This is a genomic window from Winogradskyella algicola (assembly GCF_005869935.1).
GTDB classification, from domain to species: Bacteria; Bacteroidota; Bacteroidia; order Flavobacteriales; family Flavobacteriaceae; genus Winogradskyella; species Winogradskyella algicola.
Genome location: NZ_SZQF01000001.1, coordinates 603,418 through 621,690 on the forward strand (window position 1 = coordinate 603,418; position 18,273 = coordinate 621,690).

At 33.6% G+C, this 18,273-nt stretch carries 17 protein-coding genes; 14 read left to right on the plus strand and 3 right to left on the minus strand.

The genetic code is table 11. The annotated features are described in order from the left end of the window. Positions 1-4: 4 nt before the first annotated feature. The 4 genes from amaB (at position 5) to FC091_RS02570 (ending at position 4,783) form a co-directional block, all read left to right on the plus strand. Positions 5-1,558: an L-piperidine-6-carboxylate dehydrogenase gene (amaB, locus tag FC091_RS02555; protein WP_138432709.1), complete on the plus strand. Its 1,554-nt coding sequence runs from the start codon at positions 5-7 to the stop codon at positions 1,556-1,558. Between the two features lie 216 nt (positions 1,559-1,774). After that, complete coding sequence (locus FC091_RS02560; RefSeq protein ID WP_138432710.1) at positions 1,775-3,145, plus strand: DUF1800 domain-containing protein; 1,371 nt, start codon at positions 1,775-1,777, stop codon at positions 3,143-3,145. 20 nt (positions 3,146-3,165) lie between these two features. After that, positions 3,166-4,359, plus strand: a complete 1,194-nt coding sequence (locus tag FC091_RS02565; RefSeq protein ID WP_138432711.1) for a DUF1501 domain-containing protein — start codon at positions 3,166-3,168, stop codon at positions 4,357-4,359. 49 nt (positions 4,360-4,408) lie between these two features. After that, positions 4,409-4,783: a hypothetical protein gene (locus tag FC091_RS02570; protein WP_138432712.1), complete on the plus strand. Its 375-nt coding sequence runs from the start codon at positions 4,409-4,411 to the stop codon at positions 4,781-4,783. Positions 4,784-4,996: 213 nt separating this feature from the next. Here the strand turns inward: FC091_RS02570 and FC091_RS02575 are convergent, their stop codons facing one another. From FC091_RS02575 to FC091_RS02585, 3 genes are read right to left on the minus strand one after another with little or no spacing between them, the layout of a single operon-like run. Continuing rightward, on the minus strand, positions 4,997-6,130 hold the full coding sequence (locus FC091_RS02575) for an ATP-binding protein (RefSeq protein WP_138432713.1): 1,134 nt from the start codon (positions 6,128-6,130) through the stop codon (positions 4,997-4,999). A gap of 32 nt (positions 6,131-6,162) precedes the next feature. Next, positions 6,163-6,912 carry an SDR family NAD(P)-dependent oxidoreductase gene (locus FC091_RS02580; RefSeq protein WP_138432714.1) on the minus strand — a complete coding sequence of 250 codons (750 nt, stop codon included), beginning with the start codon at positions 6,910-6,912 and terminating at the stop codon, positions 6,163-6,165. A gap of 2 nt (positions 6,913-6,914) precedes the next feature. Beyond that, complete coding sequence (locus FC091_RS02585) at positions 6,915-7,778, minus strand: aldo/keto reductase (RefSeq protein WP_138432715.1); 864 nt, start codon at positions 7,776-7,778, stop codon at positions 6,915-6,917. A gap of 105 nt (positions 7,779-7,883) precedes the next feature. On the opposite strand from FC091_RS02585, the gene FC091_RS02590 reads away from it, so the two are divergent. From FC091_RS02590 to FC091_RS02635, 10 genes are all read left to right on the plus strand, one after another. Next, the gene (locus FC091_RS02590; RefSeq protein WP_138432716.1) at positions 7,884-8,441 is read left to right on the plus strand and encodes a DUF4382 domain-containing protein; all 558 of its coding nucleotides are present in this window, start codon (positions 7,884-7,886) and stop codon (positions 8,439-8,441) included. 158 nt (positions 8,442-8,599) lie between these two features. Then, complete coding sequence (locus tag FC091_RS02595) at positions 8,600-9,601, plus strand: AAA family ATPase (RefSeq protein ID WP_138432717.1); 1,002 nt, start codon at positions 8,600-8,602, stop codon at positions 9,599-9,601. A 75-nt stretch (positions 9,602-9,676) separates the two neighbouring features. Further along, entirely contained in the window at positions 9,677-10,543 is an 867-nt protein-coding gene (locus FC091_RS02600; RefSeq protein WP_138432718.1) for a DUF58 domain-containing protein, read from the plus strand. A 124-nt stretch (positions 10,544-10,667) separates the two neighbouring features. After that, positions 10,668-12,314 carry a hypothetical protein gene (locus tag FC091_RS02605; protein ID WP_138433069.1) on the plus strand — a complete coding sequence of 549 codons (1,647 nt, stop codon included), beginning with the start codon at positions 10,668-10,670 and terminating at the stop codon, positions 12,312-12,314. Further along, positions 12,314-13,318, plus strand: coding sequence for a vWA domain-containing protein (locus FC091_RS02610; RefSeq protein WP_138432719.1), 1,005 nt, complete (start codon positions 12,314-12,316; stop codon positions 13,316-13,318). Before FC091_RS02605 ends, FC091_RS02610 begins: the two co-directional genes overlap by 1 nt. After that, positions 13,311-14,351: a vWA domain-containing protein gene (locus tag FC091_RS02615; protein WP_138432720.1), complete on the plus strand. Its 1,041-nt coding sequence runs from the start codon at positions 13,311-13,313 to the stop codon at positions 14,349-14,351. The genes FC091_RS02610 and FC091_RS02615 overlap by 8 nt, the downstream gene beginning before the upstream one ends. 141 nt (positions 14,352-14,492) lie before the next feature. Beyond that, on the plus strand, positions 14,493-15,326 hold the full coding sequence (locus tag FC091_RS02620) for a tetratricopeptide repeat protein (RefSeq protein WP_138432721.1): 834 nt from the start codon (positions 14,493-14,495) through the stop codon (positions 15,324-15,326). A 35-nt stretch (positions 15,327-15,361) separates the two neighbouring features. After that, positions 15,362-17,134 (plus strand): BatD family protein, encoded by a 1,773-nt coding sequence (locus FC091_RS02625; protein ID WP_138432722.1) that lies wholly within the window; start codon positions 15,362-15,364, stop codon positions 17,132-17,134. A gap of 1 nt (position 17,135) precedes the next feature. Beyond that, positions 17,136-17,897, plus strand: a complete 762-nt coding sequence (locus FC091_RS02630) for a tetratricopeptide repeat protein (RefSeq protein WP_138432723.1) — start codon at positions 17,136-17,138, stop codon at positions 17,895-17,897. Positions 17,898-18,000: 103 nt separating this feature from the next. After that, positions 18,001-18,246: a hypothetical protein gene (locus tag FC091_RS02635; protein ID WP_246035786.1), complete on the plus strand. Its 246-nt coding sequence runs from the start codon at positions 18,001-18,003 to the stop codon at positions 18,244-18,246. The last annotated feature ends 27 nt before the right edge of the window (positions 18,247-18,273 follow it).

The window sequence follows — 18,273 nt, forward strand, 5'->3', positions numbered from 1 at the left end:
GTATATGGAAGCAATTGCTACCGATTTCGGAATAAAAGAAGCTTTAAAACAATTAGGTGTTAAAGATGTTAACGACGGAACTTCTACAGGCTCAAATAGCTTTGGAAGTGGTGAGTTAATTTCATCTTACTCTCCAACAGATGGACAATTAATTGGTAAAGTTTCTACAACAACTAGAGAAGACTACGATAAAGTTATAAAGACAGCTCAAGACGCCTTTTTACAGTTTAGAGCAATGCCTGCACCGCAAAGAGGTGAAATAGTAAGACAGTTTGGTAACCGTTTAAGAGAGTTAAAAGAGCCATTAGGTAAGTTAGTGTCTTACGAAATGGGTAAATCTTTACAAGAAGGTTACGGAGAAGTACAAGAAATGATAGACATCTGTGATTTTGCAGTAGGTTTATCAAGACAGTTAAACGGGCAAACCATTCCTTCGGAAAGACCAGGACATGTTATGAGAGAGCAGTGGCACTCTTTAGGTATTGTTGGTATTATTTCAGCATTTAACTTCCCAGTTGCGGTTTGGTCTTGGAATACTGCTTTAGCATGGGTTTGTGGTGATGTTTGCGTGTGGAAAGCTTCTGAAAAAGCACCGCTTTGTGCTGTGGCTTGTCAAAATATTATTGCTGAGGTATTAAAAGAAAACAACTTACCAGAAGGTATTTCTTGTATTATAAACGGAGACTATAAAGTAGGTGAATTTATGACAACAGATCATAGAATTCCGCTAATCTCTGCAACAGGATCTACACGTATGGGACGCATTGTTGGTAAAACCGTTGCCGAGCGTTTTGGTAAATCTTTATTAGAACTAGGAGGAAACAACGCTATAATTATTACGCCAACTGCAGATTTAAAAGTAGTTGTGCCTGGCGCAGTGTTTGGTGCAGTTGGTACTTGCGGACAACGTTGTACAAGTACACGTCGATTAATCATTCATGAGTCAGTTTACGATAAAGTAAGAGATGCTATTGTTGGTGCATACAAGCAATTAACTATTGGTAATCCATTAGACGAGAAAAACCACATTGGGCCATTAATTGATAAAGATGCAGTAAACACTTATTTAAATGCAATAGAAAAGGCAAAAGCTGAAGGCGGAAATGTACTAGTTGAAGGCGGTGTTTTAGAAGGTGAAGGATACGAGTCTGGTTGCTACGTGAAACCAGCAATTATTGAAGCTGAAAATGATTTTGAAATTGTACAAACCGAAACTTTTGCACCAATTTTATATTTAATGAGATATTCTGGAGATGTAGAAAATGCAATCGAAATGCAAAATGGAGTTGCACAGGGATTATCGTCTGCAATCATGACTAACGAAATGAAAGAAGCAGAAAAATTCTTATCCTTTGCAGGAAGCGACTGCGGTATTGCCAACGTAAATATTGGTACTTCTGGGGCTGAGATTGGTGGTGCTTTTGGAGGTGAAAAAGAAACAGGTGGCGGACGTGAATCAGGATCTGATGCTTGGAAGATTTATATGCGTAGACAAACCAATACTATTAATTATTCAGATGAATTACCTTTAGCACAAGGGATTAAGTTTGATTTGTAGTAATAAATACTAAATATTTTAAAAGCCATATCTTTAGATGTGGCTTTTTTCTTTTGTGACTTTTTAATCTGCAATGGTTCAGATAATTAGAGAAGGCGTTTTTTTATGAATATTTTGTAACTTCAAACACAACAGATATTTAAGGTGGTTCGTTATTTTTTAAAGATTACATCGGATCTGTATTAAACATTTTCAATATTTTTTAGTCAAAAGAGTATGACTTATAAAGAAGTTCAACATTTATATTGGAGGGCAGGGTTTGGCTTAAAGCCCAAAGAATTGCAATACTTGGCATCATTTAGTAAAGAAGCACTGGTAAACGATTTATTTCAAAAGTCTAAGGATATTATTCCTTTACAAAAGGATTTGTCTTATTTAAAAGCATTTCCTCAAGAACGGCTAAAAAAAGATGCTGAGCTTCGACAAGAACTGGCCAGACGTAATAGAGAAGAAACAAAGGTTTTAAACACAATTTGGTTTAAACGCTTAGAAAAAACACCTAGAGTATTACGTGAGCGTATGACCTTATTTTGGGCAAACCATTTTGTATGTAAAGATATGACGACTGCACATATCTTGAAGTATAATACAACACTTAGAACATATGCTTTAGGTAATTTTAGAGACTTTGTAAAAGCTATTTCTAAAGAGGCTTCTATGATTAGGTACTTAAACTTAAACCAGAATAATAAAAACAGTCCTAACGAGAATTTTGCAAGAGAACTTTTGGAATTATTTACACTAGGCGAAGGTAATTACTTAGAGAGAGACATTAAAGAATGTGCAAGGGCTTTTACAGGATATCGCTTTAAGTTTAATGGTGATTTTTGGTTGTTCAAAAAACGACATGATTATGATGCTAAACAATTTTTTGGTAAAGAGGGTAAGTTTAATGGTGATGATATCATAGACATCATATTAGAGCAAAAACAATGTGCGCAACATATCTGTGAAAAAATTTATTCATATTTCGTAAACACTACTGTAAATAAAGAACATGTTCGTGAGATGGTTGAGGTTTTCTATGGTGAATATGATATTGAAAAGCTAATGCGTTATATATTTAATTCAGATTGGTTTTATAACGAAGAGAATATAGGAATTAAGATAAAATCTCCAATAGATCTTATTGTAGGTATTCAGAGAATGGTCCCTGTATATTTTACTAAAAACGAAGAATTATTTAGACTTCAGACTTTATTAGATCAGTTTTTACTTAACCCACCTAACGTTGCTGGATGGCAAGGTGGAAAATCATGGATAACGACTAATAGTCTAATGTTAAGAATAAAGTTGCCTTCTATGATTCTAGAAAAGGAAAGCTATAGCTATCAATACAAAGGCAATGTTAAAAATCTAAGGATTGTATCAGTAAAAAACAAATACCAGGAAAAACTTACGGTATATGTAGATTGGAAAGCCTATAAGAAAAGCGTTAAAAAGATTTCGCTAGAAATGTTAAAAGACACTTTAATTCTATGTGAAGTAAACAGAGGGACAGCAAACTATATCAGAAGATTTGGGAGACGACCTAGTCGGAAAAATTTAGTAAACTTAATGTCCTTGCCAGAATATCAAATGTGCTAGGTAATAAAAAGTTGGTAAACATGAAAAGAAGAAGTTTTATAAAAAACACAAGCCTTGCAACGGGTATGGCATTAGTGCCAAACTTTTTAAAAGCATTTGATGATTTGGTGCCAAACTTAAATACGCATCGTAATCTGGTAGTTATTCATCTAAAAGGAGGTAATGATGGTTTAAACACTATTATTCCAGTAAATAATGACATCTATTACAATGCCAGACCCAAAATTGCATTAAAGCAGAAGGATACAATAAGGTTAAATGATGATTTAGGCTTTAATAAGAATTTAATGCCTTTAAAAAAGTTATATGACCAAGGTTATCTCAGTATTATAAATAATGTGGGTTACCCTAATCCAAGCCGTTCTCATTTTGTGTCCTCAGATATTTGGCAAACAGCTAGTGATCATAGTAATATTTTAGATTCTGGTTGGATAGGACGTTATTTAGACAAATACGGAAAAAAACCATACAATGCCATCCAGATTAATGATGATTTAGATTTGGCATTACGCGGCGAAAGAAGGAATGGAATAGCTACAAGAAACGCTAAACAACTCTATAGATCTCTTCAAGAATCTGATTTTAATACTATCTTATCCTATTATGATCATAGTCATCACGATGAGCATAACCTAGGGTATTTATATCAAACAATGATAGATGCAAAGTCTTCTGCAAAGTATTTGTATGAAACGGCTTTAGATTCTAATTTATCAGATAGTTATCCAAAAAAATCATCGTTATCTAATCAATTAAAAGTGGTTGGTCAGTTTATTAAATCTGGCTTAGACACAAACATTTATTATACCTCTTTAGCTGGTTTTGACACACACGCAAATCAAATAGGAAGACAAGATAAACTCTTAAAAAACTATGCTGAAGCTATTGAAGCTTTTGTAAAGGATTTAAGAAAGAACAATAGATTTAAGAATACACTAATCCTTACGTTTTCAGAGTTTGGTAGACGGGTAAAACAAAACCACAGTAACGGAACAGATCATGGAGCAGCAAACAATGTATTTGTTATTGGTGAAAATTTAAAAAAATCTGGTTTATACAATAGTTTGGCAAGTTTAAATGATCTAGATGACAATGGAGATTTAAAATATGAAATTGATTTTAGAACAGTTTACGCTACAATTTTAAGTAAATGGTTAGATGTTGATGACAGAATAGTATTAAATCAGGATTTTGAAAAGCTTAACTTTATCTAGAACTTTACAGTCAAAAGCTTTTTTGTTAACTTTAAAATGAAAAGCTAAAATGATGAAGAGTCCATTTATGTTATTAGCATTAATTTTAATGTTTTCGTGTAATTCTGATGATTCCAATCCACAAAGCTGTACAGAAGTATATGTTTTTGGGCTTAACATTACCTTTAAAGATGCAAATACCCAAACCATAATAACGGATGGTATTACTGTTACAGCCAAAGATGGTTCTTACGAAGAGCAACTTACTATGATAGAAGATTCAGATTATTTTTTAGGAGCAGGTGAACGAGAAGGTACTTACATTATTGAAGTAACATCAGATAACTACCAAACCTTTATTTCCAATCCCATTTTAGTTGATAAAACTGAAGACAATTGCCATGTCATTACTCAGATTTTAGAATTTCAGTTAACACCTAACTAAAACAATAAACCTTGTCTCAGGCTTAGCTTAAAAAGCGTGCTGAAACAAGGTTATATAATTGATTAATAGCATTTCAAAGATGCATATTAAATCTTTCTTACTCCTAATTTTTTGATGAATGGTAGAAAAAAATGTATAATCTGCACTCACTTAAAATCATATCCGATAAGATGCAAAAAACAAGGATAAAACAATCTAAAAATCCGACTAAAACTAATTGTATTTTACTTTACGTAAAATTCTAATAGTTTCTTTATAAGACTTATATAAGTCAGAATCGTATTTTTTTACATAAGGTTTTGCATATTCTAATTTTGGTAATGCGTCTTCAAAACCGTTGAGGTAACAAATTAAATAACTTGCTGCTAAATTTTTTAAATCTGAAATTTCATGATTTGCAATTGTAATTCCTTTTTCTAGCTTTTCGAGTAAAGTATTATTGGTGTTATATATGTGATATAATACTTTCCTGTCAAACTGAGGAGGATCAAAAACTAAATTGGCTTCAATAGAATAATTTGCATTTTCATCAAAATGAATAATTTGTTCTTCTAGTTTATAGTACTTAAAAGATTGTTGAAGCCCAAGGCGAACGTACTCTACAATTTTAAAGGAATTGTCGTCATAAAAAATCGCAACTTCATCTAATGCAGAATAAAATAAACGTACTTGTTCATTGATCATTTCAATATCCACACGAGAATAAAAGACTTCATTTTTAACGTGTTTTTTTTGTCCAGACCAGCAGAGCACAAAGTATTCTTTAAAAACTTTGTATTGTGGGTTAAAATCTTGCCGCTTATTCATAAAATCGAATACACCATTTAATGTTAGCTCAATGTTGTTTTGTGCGTGGTTTTCTATAGCAGCAACAATCTTAGAATTAACATCTTTAATTTCAATATCAAACACTTTGGGCATACTCATGCTGCCATCTCTAAAAAAAACGGAGCCTCCATAATATTTCCAGATATTCTTGCGTAGCGAAGTGATTTTGTCAATTGGTCTAATGGTTACCAAACCAACAACCTTATCGTCTGGTAAATGCGGAAATGGAATATTCTCGTATTGTACTATTGGTGGATTGGTGAGGTAAGCGTTGATGAGGTTTTGTATTTTACTATCATCGAAAAAATCGGTACCTACAATTTTATTGTCTTCATCCTCAACACCAATAACAATGTAAGAGTTGTTTTTGGGATTGCTGTTAGACAGAGCGCAAATGTGCTTTAAAAATTTTGCTTTACCCTCCTTGTGGCTTATATCAACTTTTCGCTTTTTGTCATAAAAACTGTTCTCATCGTTGTGAGCCAGTAGGTTTTTTATGAGGAGGCGTTTGTTGATCATAACTGTCATTCCTGCGTAGGCAGGAATCTAATTTACTCCTTTTTCACAATAGTAGAATTCGCTTGTGCAGTACAAAACATTAGCACATCTGCTATATTAACGTGAGCAGGTCTAGATACAGCAAAGTAGATGACTTCTGCTACATCTTCGGGTTGTAAAGCTTTATAACCTTTGTAAACATTATCAGCTTGATTTCCACCTTTAAATCGCACTTGTGAAAATTCCGTTTCTACCAAGCCAGGATTTACTGCAGAAACTTTTATCCCGAAAGGATTAAGGTCTATACGCATGCCTTCTGTTATTGCCAAAACAGCATGTTTGCTACCACAATATACATTGCCTTTTGGATAAACTTCCTTTCCTGCTGATGAGCCAATGTTGATGATATGTCCAGATTGACGCTCAGTCATTCCTGGAATTATAGCTTTACTAACATATAGTAAGCCTTTTACGTTAATATCCATCATGGCATCCCAATCATCAAGACTGCCATCTTGTATTGGGTCTAATCCATGAGCGTTTCCAGCGTTATTGATTAAGATATCAATTTTTTGAAATTCTGTAGGTAACGAAGCAATAGCTTCGAGCGTTTTTTCCTTGTCACGAACGTCAAAATTTAAGGTATGGACATTAGTTTGCTTGGATAAGGCTTTTTCAATACTATCTAATCGTTGTTGTCTACGTCCACATAACACCAAGTTAATACCGTGTTTTGCAAACTCATGAGCAGTAGCTCTACCAATACCACTTGTAGCGCCTGTTATTAATGCTGTTTTTTTCATAATTAAGGAACTTTATGGCCTTGACTCGCTACTAATATTAAAAACCAGTCTTCAAGTTCTAGGTCAATTTTAGAGGCTTCAACAGCTTGCTTAAGTCTTGTTTTATTAGTAGTGCCAACTACAGGATGAATACCAGCAGGATGTTTCATTATCCAAGCTAATAATAGTTGGTCTTCTGTGGCGTTGTATTTGTCCATCAACTCACCAAGTTGTTTGTGTATACGTCTAGTTTGTTCATTATCTTCTCTAAACACAGAACCTAATGGAGACCAAGCCATAGGTTTTATTCCGCATGTTTTCATATAATCTAACGTGCCATCGTGCATTGATTTATGTTGTGTAAGTGAAAATTCAATTTGATTCACGTCGATATCCATTCGTAATCCAATCATTTCCATTTGGGAAGGTGTAAAGTTTGAAACGCCAAAATCTCTTATTTTTCCTTCTTTTTTTAAGATGGTAATTGCCTCTGCTATTTCTTCTGCTACCATTAAAGGACTTGGTCTGTGTAATAGCAATAAGTCTAAATATTCAGTTTCAAGATTTTTTAAAGACTCTTCAACGGACCAAATAATGTAATCTTTAGAGTAATCGTAATGCTTTACTTTATTGTTTCGGCTGTCAGCTAAATATTGAATGCCACATTTTGATATTAACTGAATATCTTCACGCTTAATACCAGAATCGGCAAAAGCTTTGCCAAAATCAGCTTCGGTTGTGTAAGCGCCATAAATATCAGCGTGGTCAAAAGTTGTAATGTTATTAGAAAGGCAATGGTGCATTAAGTCTGCCATGTCACGTTTTGAGAGTTGTTTGCCCCAACTTCCCCAGGTCATGGTACCTGCAATTAATCGAGAATATTTCACTTTTTTTTCAGGTTATATGGATTTTTTTGCAATTGGTGTATAAAAATACTGAAATCTTAAAGATTAAAGTATTCTTGGTATGTAATTATTCCATTTCCCCAAATTATGAAACAATTTCAATCCATCAAGACTTTATGTCTACTTACAGTAGTGTTAACAATGTCGAGTTGTACCAAAGACGATGTAGAAGATAGTACCCAATCAACACAGATTACGGTAAAACTTAAGAGTTCTAATCAATCCCAGAGTAAGGTGTATTTTGATATTCAAGATGTTCAGATTAGAATTGGAGACAACCCTAATAGCACCAGCTCATGGAAGAGTTTAAATACAATAAATCAAGGAGTTTTTAATGTGTCGGACCTTGAGGAGGATAATAAACTTTTGCTGGTTGATGATTTTGAAGTCGAAACTACCTATGTTTATGAAATTAGATTGGTACTAGGTGATAATAACTTTATGGATATCAACCATGTGCTCCATAGTTTAGACTTGGGTAATGCAAAACCTTCAAATTTAATTGAAACACAACTTAATTCTAAAAGACGATATGACGTGGTTATAGATATAGACTTAGATAAGTCGGTTTTTTATAATGAAGATGAAAACATGATGATTTTAAACCCTAAATTATACACAGCAATAAGACAAATTGAATATTAATTATAATAATCCTTAGTTAATGAAGATGTAAGAGCAATACTGTAGTGGTTTTGCTCTTTATTTTTTAACCAATTGTTAACAGCAAAGACCGAATAATTTTAACATTTTGCATCACCGAATAAATCACTAGAAAAGATAAGCTCTTATATTTAACAAATATGGAAGAAACGAGTACAGTTGACATTAAGTCAATTAATGAAAAGATTGAAAAAGAAAGTGCATTTGTTGATTTGCTGACCTTAGAAATGAACAAGGTTATAGTGGGTCAAAAACACATGGTAGAACGTTTGTTAATTGGACTGCTTGGTCAAGGACATATTCTTTTGGAAGGTGTACCAGGTTTAGCAAAAACATTAGCTATAAACACCTTATCTAAAGCCATTGATGCAAGTTTTAGCAGAATACAGTTTACACCAGATCTATTACCAGCAGATGTTATTGGTACATTGATTTACAACATCAAAGAGAATGATTTCTCTATAAAAAAAGGACCAATATTCGCAAATTTTGTCTTAGCAGATGAGATTAATAGAGCACCAGCAAAAGTACAGTCTGCTCTATTAGAAGCGATGCAAGAAAAGCAGGTAACTATTGGTGATGAAACCTTTGTACTAGACAAACCGTTCCTAGTAATGGCAACACAAAATCCTGTTGAGCAAGAAGGAACTTATCCTTTGCCAGAGGCTCAGGTTGACCGTTTTATGCTAAAAACGGTAATTGATTATCCAAAGCTAGATGAAGAACAACTTATAGTAAGAGCAAATCTCAAAGGTTCCTATGATAAAGTTAATCCAGTAGTTTCTGTGAAACAAATCCTAAGTGCCCAAGAAGCAGTTAGAGAAGTTTACATGGATGAGAAGATTGAAAAATATATACTAGATATCATCTTTGCTACGCGTTATCCTGAAAAATACAGACTTGGTGATTTAAAAGCATTAATCTCCTTTGGTGCTTCTCCTCGTGGCAGTATCAATTTGGCTACTGCAGCAAAGTGTTATGCATTTATAAAGCGAAGAGGTTATGTAATCCCAGAAGATGTAAGAGCAGTGGTACACGATGTGTTGCGTCACAGAATCGGAATTACTTACGAAGCCGAAGCAGAAAATGTAACTTCAGAAGACATCATTAACAAGATTGTTAATGAGATAGAAGTACCATAGGATTTTAGATTTAAGAACGATGAATGACGATTTTAAAAATCGCAAAATCAAGAATCTTTAATCGAAAATTGAAAAATGGATACCAAAGAACTTCTTAAAAAAGTACGGAAAATAGAGATTAAGACACGTCGTTTGTCTGATCATATTTTTGGCGGTGAGTACCACTCTACCTTCAAAGGTCGTGGTATGACATTTTCTGAAGTACGTCAGTATCAATTTGGTGATGATGTAAGAAACATAGATTGGAACGTTACAGCACGTTACAACGAACCATATGTAAAGGTTTTTGAAGAAGAACGCGAACTGACCATGATGCTTATGGCAGATGTGTCTGGTAGTAAATTCTTTGGAACAAAAAATCAATTTAAAGATGTAATTGTTACTGAAATAGCGGCAACATTAGCTTTTTCAGCAACACAAAACAATGATAAAATAGGTTTGATTTTATTTTCAGACGAAATCGAACTTTACATACCTCCAAAAAAGGGACGCTCTCACGTATTAAGAATCATTAGGGAGTTGTTAGAATTTCAGCCAAAAAGTAAAAAAACAAACGTAGCCGAAGCTTTGAAGTTCTTATCTAATGTTATGAAGAAAAAGGCCATTGTTTTTGTGCTTTCAGATTTTATAGCAGACGATTATAAACAGAATCTTAAAATTGCAGCTGGTAGACACGATATTACAGGCATAAGAGTTTATGATAAGCACGAAGAGACCATACCAAATATAGGAATGGTGCAAATGGAAGATGAAGAAACAGGCGAATTACTTTTGGTAAATACTTCATCTAAAAATGTAAGACTGAATTACGGTAAATTTTACAGAGAAAAAGTGGATTATTTTAAAGATAGTTTTACCAAGTCTGGTGCTGGTAGTATAGATTGTAGAGTAGACGAAAGCTACGTAAAAAAACTATTAGGATATTTTAAACGAAGAGGTTAATAAGCGTGATGCGCTAAGTTAATTAGTGTAAGGTAAAAAGTATAAAGTGACGAAGAATAACACAAATATAATTAGTCTGAGTGAGAAATTATTAGAAGGAGCAACATCGTGCAATGCAGTTGTAATTCTGATACTATCTACTATCTACTATTTGCTTTTTACTAGCAACGCTTTTAGTCAGGTTACTTCAGAAGTAGATACCACAAAAATCAGAATAGGCGAACAAATCAACTATAAAATAAAAGTTGAAGCCGATTCAAGTGCGTTAGTTGTTTTTCCAGAGGGACAAACCTTTATGCCACTTGAAGCGGTAGAAGCGCTAGATGTTGATACAACTAAAGAAAATTCAAAATTCAAACTGTCTAGGATTTATAAGCTTACTCAGTTTGATTCAGGTTCGTATGTAATTCCAAAGCAAAAAATAATTATTGGCGAAAAGTCATTCTTTACAGATTCTTTACGTGTAGATGTTGGTACAGTTCAAGTTGATACTACGAAGCAGAAACTATACGACATTAAACCCATTATAGAAGTTGAAAAAGGTAATAGTAATTGGTGGAAATGGTTATTGGGAATTTTAGCTGCCTTGGCTTTAGTCGCTTTTTTATTGTGGTGGTTTATCTGGCGAGAAAAACCTCTGACAGAGGAAGAAGAAATAGCCTTATTACCACCTTACGATAGAGCAAAACTAGCTTTAAAAAAACTAGATAATAGTCAATATTTGATGCGTTCAGAAGTCAAAGAATATTATTCTGAACTAACAATGATTATCAGAAAATATTTAGACGAAAAAGTCTATGATCGTTCTTTAGAGAGTACTACGGATGAACTTATTCAAAGACTTCAACTTTTAAAGGAAGGCAATCAATTTGCGTTTACAAAAGAGACTATTCTTAATCTCGAAACCATTTTAAAGCGTGCCGATTTGGTGAAATTTGCTAAATCTGCACCAGACACAGCGCTTATTGAAATGGATAGAGCTACTATTGAAAAAGAGATTGATAGTGTAAAAGCCGTTTTGCCAGAACCAAGCGAAGAAGAAAAACTATTAGACCAACAATACAAAGAAGAGCAAGAACACAAGAGGAAACGCACTAAGGTTGTTATAACAGTTGCCAGCTTAGCGTTATTACTTGTTGCTACATATGTAGGTTTTGGTTTAAAATATGGTTTTAAATACTTAAACGACAGTATTTTAGGGGATGAAAGTAAAGAACTTTTAGAAGGTGAATGGGTCAAAAGCGCATATGGATATCCACCTGTTTATATAGAAACACCAGAGGTTTTAAAACGTATTCAAGATACGCTTTCAAATGATTCAAACAATGAGAAAAAACAAAGAGAATTTGTATTTGATGATGCGAAACATCTTAATGTAAAAGTCATCACAACCGAGAGAGAGACTGTTCAACAAGAGCAATTAGATATTGAGAGAAACGTAGGGCAGTCCATTGAGAAGATTCTAGAAGAATGGGAGTCTTTAAATGTTCAAAATATAATTACCAAAAATGATCAATTCATAACGCCAAATAATGTTGAAGGAAGTAAAACTTATGGTACTGCGGATTTTCCAACTAATGATTCTGACGAAACTTTCGATGGCGAGTATGCCATTTTTAGTTTTGCTACGAAAGAAGGAATGATAGCACACATAATCTTAGTTTGGGCTAAAGAGGACAGCTATGCTGTTGAGATTGTGGAAAAAATTATAGCATCTATAGAGATGAAATCTGACGAACAAGCTAATACAGAACAAGAATCACAGAATTAATGTTTGAAAATATAGAGTTTTTAAATAAAGAATTGTTTTGGTTTCTATTGCTTTTGCCAATAGCAATAGCTTGGTACGTGTTTAAGCACAATAAGCAATCAGCAGAGTTAAAGATATCAAGCATAGAAGGCTTTAAAGGAACATCTTCATTTTGGTCAAAGTTCAAACATATATTATTTGCACTAAGAATACTTGCTTTAACTTTATTAACCACAGCACTTGCAAGACCTAGAACTGTCGATGTTTCTACCAAAACAAAAACAACAAGAGGTATAGATATTGTAATGGCTATAGATGTATCTGCAAGTATGCTGGCAAAAGATTTGCGTCCTAACCGTTTGGAGGCTTTAAAAGAAGTTGCCGCAGATTTTATAGATGGTCGCCCAAATGATAGAATAGGTTTAGTAGAGTATGCTGGCGAAGCTTACACCAAAACACCAATTACAACAGATAAATCTATAGTACAACGTTCTTTAAGAGATATAAAGTACAATACGATAATAGAAGGAGGTACAGCAATTGGTATGGGCTTGGCAACTTCAGTAAATAGGCTTAAGGACAGTAGAGCTAAAAGTAAGGTGATTATTCTCCTTACTGATGGTGTCAACAATTCAGGTTTTATAGATCCAAAAATAGCCAGTGAATTGGCAGTAGAATATGGTATTAAAGTTTACACCATAGGTTTAGGAACCAATGGAATGGCATTATCACCAAGTTCTATAAATGCTAACGGAACGTTTAGATACAGTCGCCAACAAGTAGAGATTGATGAAAAATTACTCGAGGAAATAGCAGATGCTACTGGTGGACAATATTTTAGAGCTACCGACAATGAAAAGCTTGCAGAAATCTACAAAGAAATTAACAAGCTAGAAAAAACAGAAATACAAGAAAAGAAATATTACAATTACGACGAAAAATACAGACCTTTAGTACTCCTTGGAGGATTACTTTTGTTAGTAGAAATTATATTAAGAAACACAATATTTAGAAGCTTTGTTTAGACTAGATGAAAAAATATGGTTTTGGACGTTACTGGCAATACCAGTAATCATATTGTTATTTGTGTTATTGCAAATTTGGAGGCGTTCTGCACAAAAGAAATTCGCAGATAGTCACCTTCTCAGTCGCCTTAGTCCTAATCAGTCTCTCTTTAAAAGTGTTTTAAAGGTGGCAGTGCTATGTGCTGCATTTGGTTGTTTATCGCTAGCTTTAGTAAATCCAAAAATAGGCACTAAATTAGAAACAGTTCGCAGTCAAGGAGTTGATATTGTATTTGCGATAGATGTCTCAAAAAGTATGTTGGCTGAAGATATTGCACCTAATCGATTAGAGAAATCGAAACAATTGGTTAGAGAAATCATTAATAGCCTTGCTAGCGATAGAGTTGGTATTATTGCCTATGCAGGTAAAGCTTTTCCGCAGTTACCAATAACCACAGACTATGCTTCTGCTAAGATGTTTTTACAAAATATGAATACAGATATGTTGTCTTCACAAGGTACAGCAATTCATGAAGCTATTCAGTTGGCTAAAACCTATTATGATGATGACGAGCAAACCAACCGCATATTAATTATTATTTCAGATGGTGAAGATCATGGTGGTGAGGCTGTAGATATTGCCGAAGAGGCATCTGATGAAGGTATTAAAATCTTATCTGTTGGTGTTGGTAATGCCAAGGGAGGTCCAATACCTATTAAGCGAAATGGTGTTGTTCTCAATTACAAAAAAGATAGTAATGGAGAAACAGTTATTACCAGATTAGATGAAAGCACTTTAAGGGAAATTGCAGAAGAAACAGATGGAGTTTATGTAAACGGAAGTAATACAGCAGATGTAGTAGACACCATAAAGAACGTTTTAGATAAAATGGATAAAAAGGAGTTTGAATCTAAACAAATAGCAGACTTTAAAGATCAGTTTCAATGGTTTTTAGGTTTAGGTATTTTATTATTATTTATTGAGATATTCTTTTTAGAGAGAAAAACGGCTTGGTTAAAGAAATTGAATTTATTTAATGAAACATCTAACTAAATCTTTTAATTTAGAAACTAATGACTTTAAAGATGTTCAACGAGACAAAAAACAAATGATTACTAGCGAGCTCAAACTTTTAAATTTTCTTTAACGCCATATATTTAGAGGGTTTGTTACTTTTAAAGTAGAATTATGAAGATGAAGATATACATATTAGTAATAGTTGTTTTGACTGTTTGTTTTGGTTATTCACAAGACAAGAATAAAGAACAGTTAAAGAAAGAAAGAAAGGCTACCGACTTGGTTTATGAAGCTAATGAATTGGCTCAAAAAGAAGACTATATTTCAGCTGAAATGGAGTATAGAAGAGCTATTTCTAATGCACCAAGTAAAGCTGTAGGTGCTTATAATCTTGCCAATACTTATTATAAAAAAGGCAATTATAATGAAGCCTTGTTTAGAACACAAGAGGCTGTAGAAAATGCACAAAACAAAGATGAAAAACATAGAGCTTTTCACAATCTAGGCAATATTTTAATGCAAGAAGAAAACTGTAAAGGTGCGGTTGAAGCGTTCAAAAATGCATTAAGAAATAATCCTTCAGATGAAGAAACTAGGTATAATTTTGCTTTAGCCAAAGAATGTGCCGAACAGCAGCAAGACGGTGGTGGTGAAGACGACAAAAAGGACGAAAATAAAGAAGAAGAAAAAGACAAAGAGAAAGAAGAAAAGAAAGAAGACGAAAATAAAGATAACAAGGATAATAAAGACAAAGGCGACGACGAGAAAAAAGAAGGAGACAAAGAGGAAGACGATAAAGGTAAACCTCAAGATGATAAGAAAGATGACGGTAAAGGCGATAAAGAAAAAAAAGATCCAAACCAAAAGTCTAAACCCAAACCAGGTCAGATGTCTCCTCAGCAAATAAAGAATATTCTTGAAGCTATGCAGAATCAAGAACAAAAGGTTCAGCAAAAAATAAATGCTGAAAAGCAAAAAGGAGCTAAAGTAAGGACAGAGAAAGATTGGTAGTATAGAAAGGAGTTACCTATCATTGTTGCCGTAAAATGAAAATCATCAAAAACATATCGATAATTTTATTTTTGCTAGTATCTAGCATATCCTATACACAAGTAAAGTTTGAAGCCAAAGTAAGCAAACAAAAACTTGGTGTTAATGAACGCTTGCGTATTGATTTTGAGATGAATCAAGACGGAGACAATTTTGTACCACCTAACTTTGATGATTTTACAGTTGTAGGTGGCCCAAATACGTCTTTAAAGAATTTGTATGTTAATGGCAAAAGAACATATCAAAAAACCTACAGTTATTTTTTAGCACCAAAAAAGAAAGGCAAGTTTACCATTAAACAAGCTACTATAGAGATTGATGGTGAAGTTTATAAAACGTTTCCAGTAACAGTTACTGTAACTGCTGCAGTAGATAAGCCAAATGGTCCTCCAGATGCATCAGATATCGCTTCAGACAAAATCCATTTGGTGGCTGAAGTATCAAATAGCAATCCTTATTTAAACGAACCAACAACAGTAGTCTACAAGCTATACGTTTCTACAGAAGTTGGTATTAGCAGTAATTGGAGAGAAAAACAAACACCAAGGTACAACGACTTTTGGAGTCAGAATATAGAAATAAAGGGGCTTAATATTCAAAGAGGTGAATATAAAGGCGAAGACTATCGTTATGTTGTTCTAAGAAAAACGGTCTTATATCCTCAAAAAACAGGCAAATTAAAGTTAGAACCTTTAGTCTTAGATATTACTGTAGAAGTACCTACAGGCAGAGCCAATATCTTTGGTCAGCAGATAATGACTCAGGTGCCCAAAACGGTAACAGCTGGTAGTAGGACTATAAATGTAAAACCATTACCAGAACAAGGCAAACCATCAGATTTTAAGGGTGCGGTCGGTGATTTCGACTTTAAAGTTACAACTTCTAAAAATCAATTAAATGCTACAGAATCCTTACAAGCTAAAATTGAGGTTTCAGGCAGAGGAAACCTTAAACTATTTGAACTACCCAAGTTAACAACTCCAAGTTCTTTAGAGGTATACGAGCCGGAACATAAAGAGAGCGTAAGAACAAACTTGGGAGGTATGCAAGGTAGTATTTCAGATACTTATACCATTGTACCGCAATATCGAGGTAAATACCCAGTACCATCCATATCGTTTTCTTATTTCGATCTTAAAACCGAAAGTTATAAACGCATTACGTCAGACGAAATTATAATAGATGTTGTCGAAGGGCCTACGGCTACTACTGACAATTCAGAAAACACATCAGCAGCTACCAAACAGGCAGTAAAGCCTAATGCAAATGCTTTTGCTTTTATAAAAACAAGTTCTAACTGGGAGTCTATGACAACCAAAGACTTTTTTAAGTCAACAAGTTTCTGGTGTTTGTTATTGTTGCCGTTTTTAGCAATTCCATTAGCTATAGTAATCCGAAGAGAAAAAGACAAACGCAAAGCTGATATTATTGGTAGTCGTGTTAGAAAAGCAGACCGTTTAGCAAAAAAATATTTGAGTGAAGCTAAAAAGAATTTAGGACAGAAGGAAGCATTTTATGAGTCACTAGAGCGAGCTCTTCATAATTATTTAAAAGCAAAATTGCGCATTGAAACGAGTGATTTTAATAAAGAGAAAATAGAAACATTACTTACTAAAAAAAATGTAGAAAGTACTGTTGTTTCTGAATTTATCTCAATTATAGAGAGTTGCGAATTGGCAAGATATACGCCAATAACAAATGTAACTATGCAGAATGATTACGATAAAGCGGCAAAAACAATTTCATTAATAGATAAACAAATAAGGTAGTATGAGAAAGGTATTGTTTCTGTTAGTGGTTTGTATTACTTGTTTTGGTTTTTCTCAAAACAATCAGCTATTTGATGAAGCAAATGCTTTGTATAATGATGGTAAATATGCAGAGGCTATTGATAAGTATGAGGCTATTTTAGATTCGGGACAACATTCTGCAGAACTTTACTTTAATTTAGGAAACGCTAATTATAAGCTTAACAATGTAGCACCAAGTATATATTATTACGAAAAGGCATTACTGCTAAATCCAGATGATGAGGATATTAAAAACAATCTGGCAGGTTACGCTCAAAATATGACAGTTGATGCCATAGAAACAGTCCCACAAGTTGGTTTTGCCAGAATTATTAATAACATAGTTAATACTTTTAACACAGATGCTTGGGCCAAAATGGCAATTGCAGGAGTGTTTATTTTTGTAATCTTATTTTTACTATATCACTTTTCTTACGCAACTTCAAAAAAGCGAATAGCCTTTGTTGTAAGTCTAATTGGTTTATTTTTTGCCTGTTTTTCAGTTGCAATGGCATTTCAGAAAGAAAGTTTAGACCATAAAGATAATCCTGCAATTGTATTTGCAAAGGAATCTAGAGTAAAGTCAGAAGCCAATAAAACCTCAGAGGAGGTTTTCAGACTTCATGAAGGTACTAAAGTACAAGTTTTGGAGACCTACGATGATTGGTATAAAATTGAACTTTCAGACAAATCTACAGGCTGGATTCCTTCAAAAGACATAAAAATCTTAAAGACCTTTTAGATATTGTTAACAAAATCATATATTGTGAGTATTATATTTGCTGGTAGCACAACCTATGATTTTAAAAAAAACAATTGCACTCTGCTTTGTGATATTATTCACATTGATAATAAGTGCACCAACCATTATTGTATCCTGCGATGATTCTGCAGATATTTCTGCATTTTTTGGAATGAACGAAGAGGAAGAGCAAGAAGATATAAAACTTCTCTTTGATTATACAGTTGAACTAACCCAAGATTTTTCAATAGACACTTCTAAAGTTGAACACATAGGTTATACAAGTAATAAATATCGTAAGCCACACTTAAATTTAATTTCACCGCCTCCCGAGAAACGTTTGGTTTAGTTCCCGTCAATCAGAATATTAAAAAAG

Coding starts and splice junctions, on each gene's coding strand:
- amaB (WP_138432709.1), top strand. CDS start 5: ATGGAAGCAATTGCTACCGATTTCGGAATAAAAGAAGCTTTAAAACAA.
- FC091_RS02560 (WP_138432710.1), top strand. CDS start 1,775: ATGACTTATAAAGAAGTTCAACATTTATATTGGAGGGCAGGGTTTGGC.
- FC091_RS02565 (WP_138432711.1), top strand. CDS start 3,166: ATGAAAAGAAGAAGTTTTATAAAAAACACAAGCCTTGCAACGGGTATG.
- FC091_RS02570 (WP_138432712.1), top strand. CDS start 4,409: ATGATGAAGAGTCCATTTATGTTATTAGCATTAATTTTAATGTTTTCG.
- FC091_RS02575 (WP_138432713.1), bottom strand. CDS start 6,130: ATGATCAACAAACGCCTCCTCATAAAAAACCTACTGGCTCACAACGAT.
- FC091_RS02580 (WP_138432714.1), bottom strand. CDS start 6,912: ATGAAAAAAACAGCATTAATAACAGGCGCTACAAGTGGTATTGGTAGA.
- FC091_RS02590 (WP_138432716.1), top strand. CDS start 7,884: ATGAAACAATTTCAATCCATCAAGACTTTATGTCTACTTACAGTAGTG.
- FC091_RS02595 (WP_138432717.1), top strand. CDS start 8,600: ATGGAAGAAACGAGTACAGTTGACATTAAGTCAATTAATGAAAAGATT.
- FC091_RS02600 (WP_138432718.1), top strand. CDS start 9,677: ATGGATACCAAAGAACTTCTTAAAAAAGTACGGAAAATAGAGATTAAG.
- FC091_RS02610 (WP_138432719.1), top strand. CDS start 12,314: ATGTTTGAAAATATAGAGTTTTTAAATAAAGAATTGTTTTGGTTTCTA.
- FC091_RS02620 (WP_138432721.1), top strand. CDS start 14,493: ATGAAGATATACATATTAGTAATAGTTGTTTTGACTGTTTGTTTTGGT.
- FC091_RS02625 (WP_138432722.1), top strand. CDS start 15,362: ATGAAAATCATCAAAAACATATCGATAATTTTATTTTTGCTAGTATCT.
- FC091_RS02630 (WP_138432723.1), top strand. CDS start 17,136: ATGAGAAAGGTATTGTTTCTGTTAGTGGTTTGTATTACTTGTTTTGGT.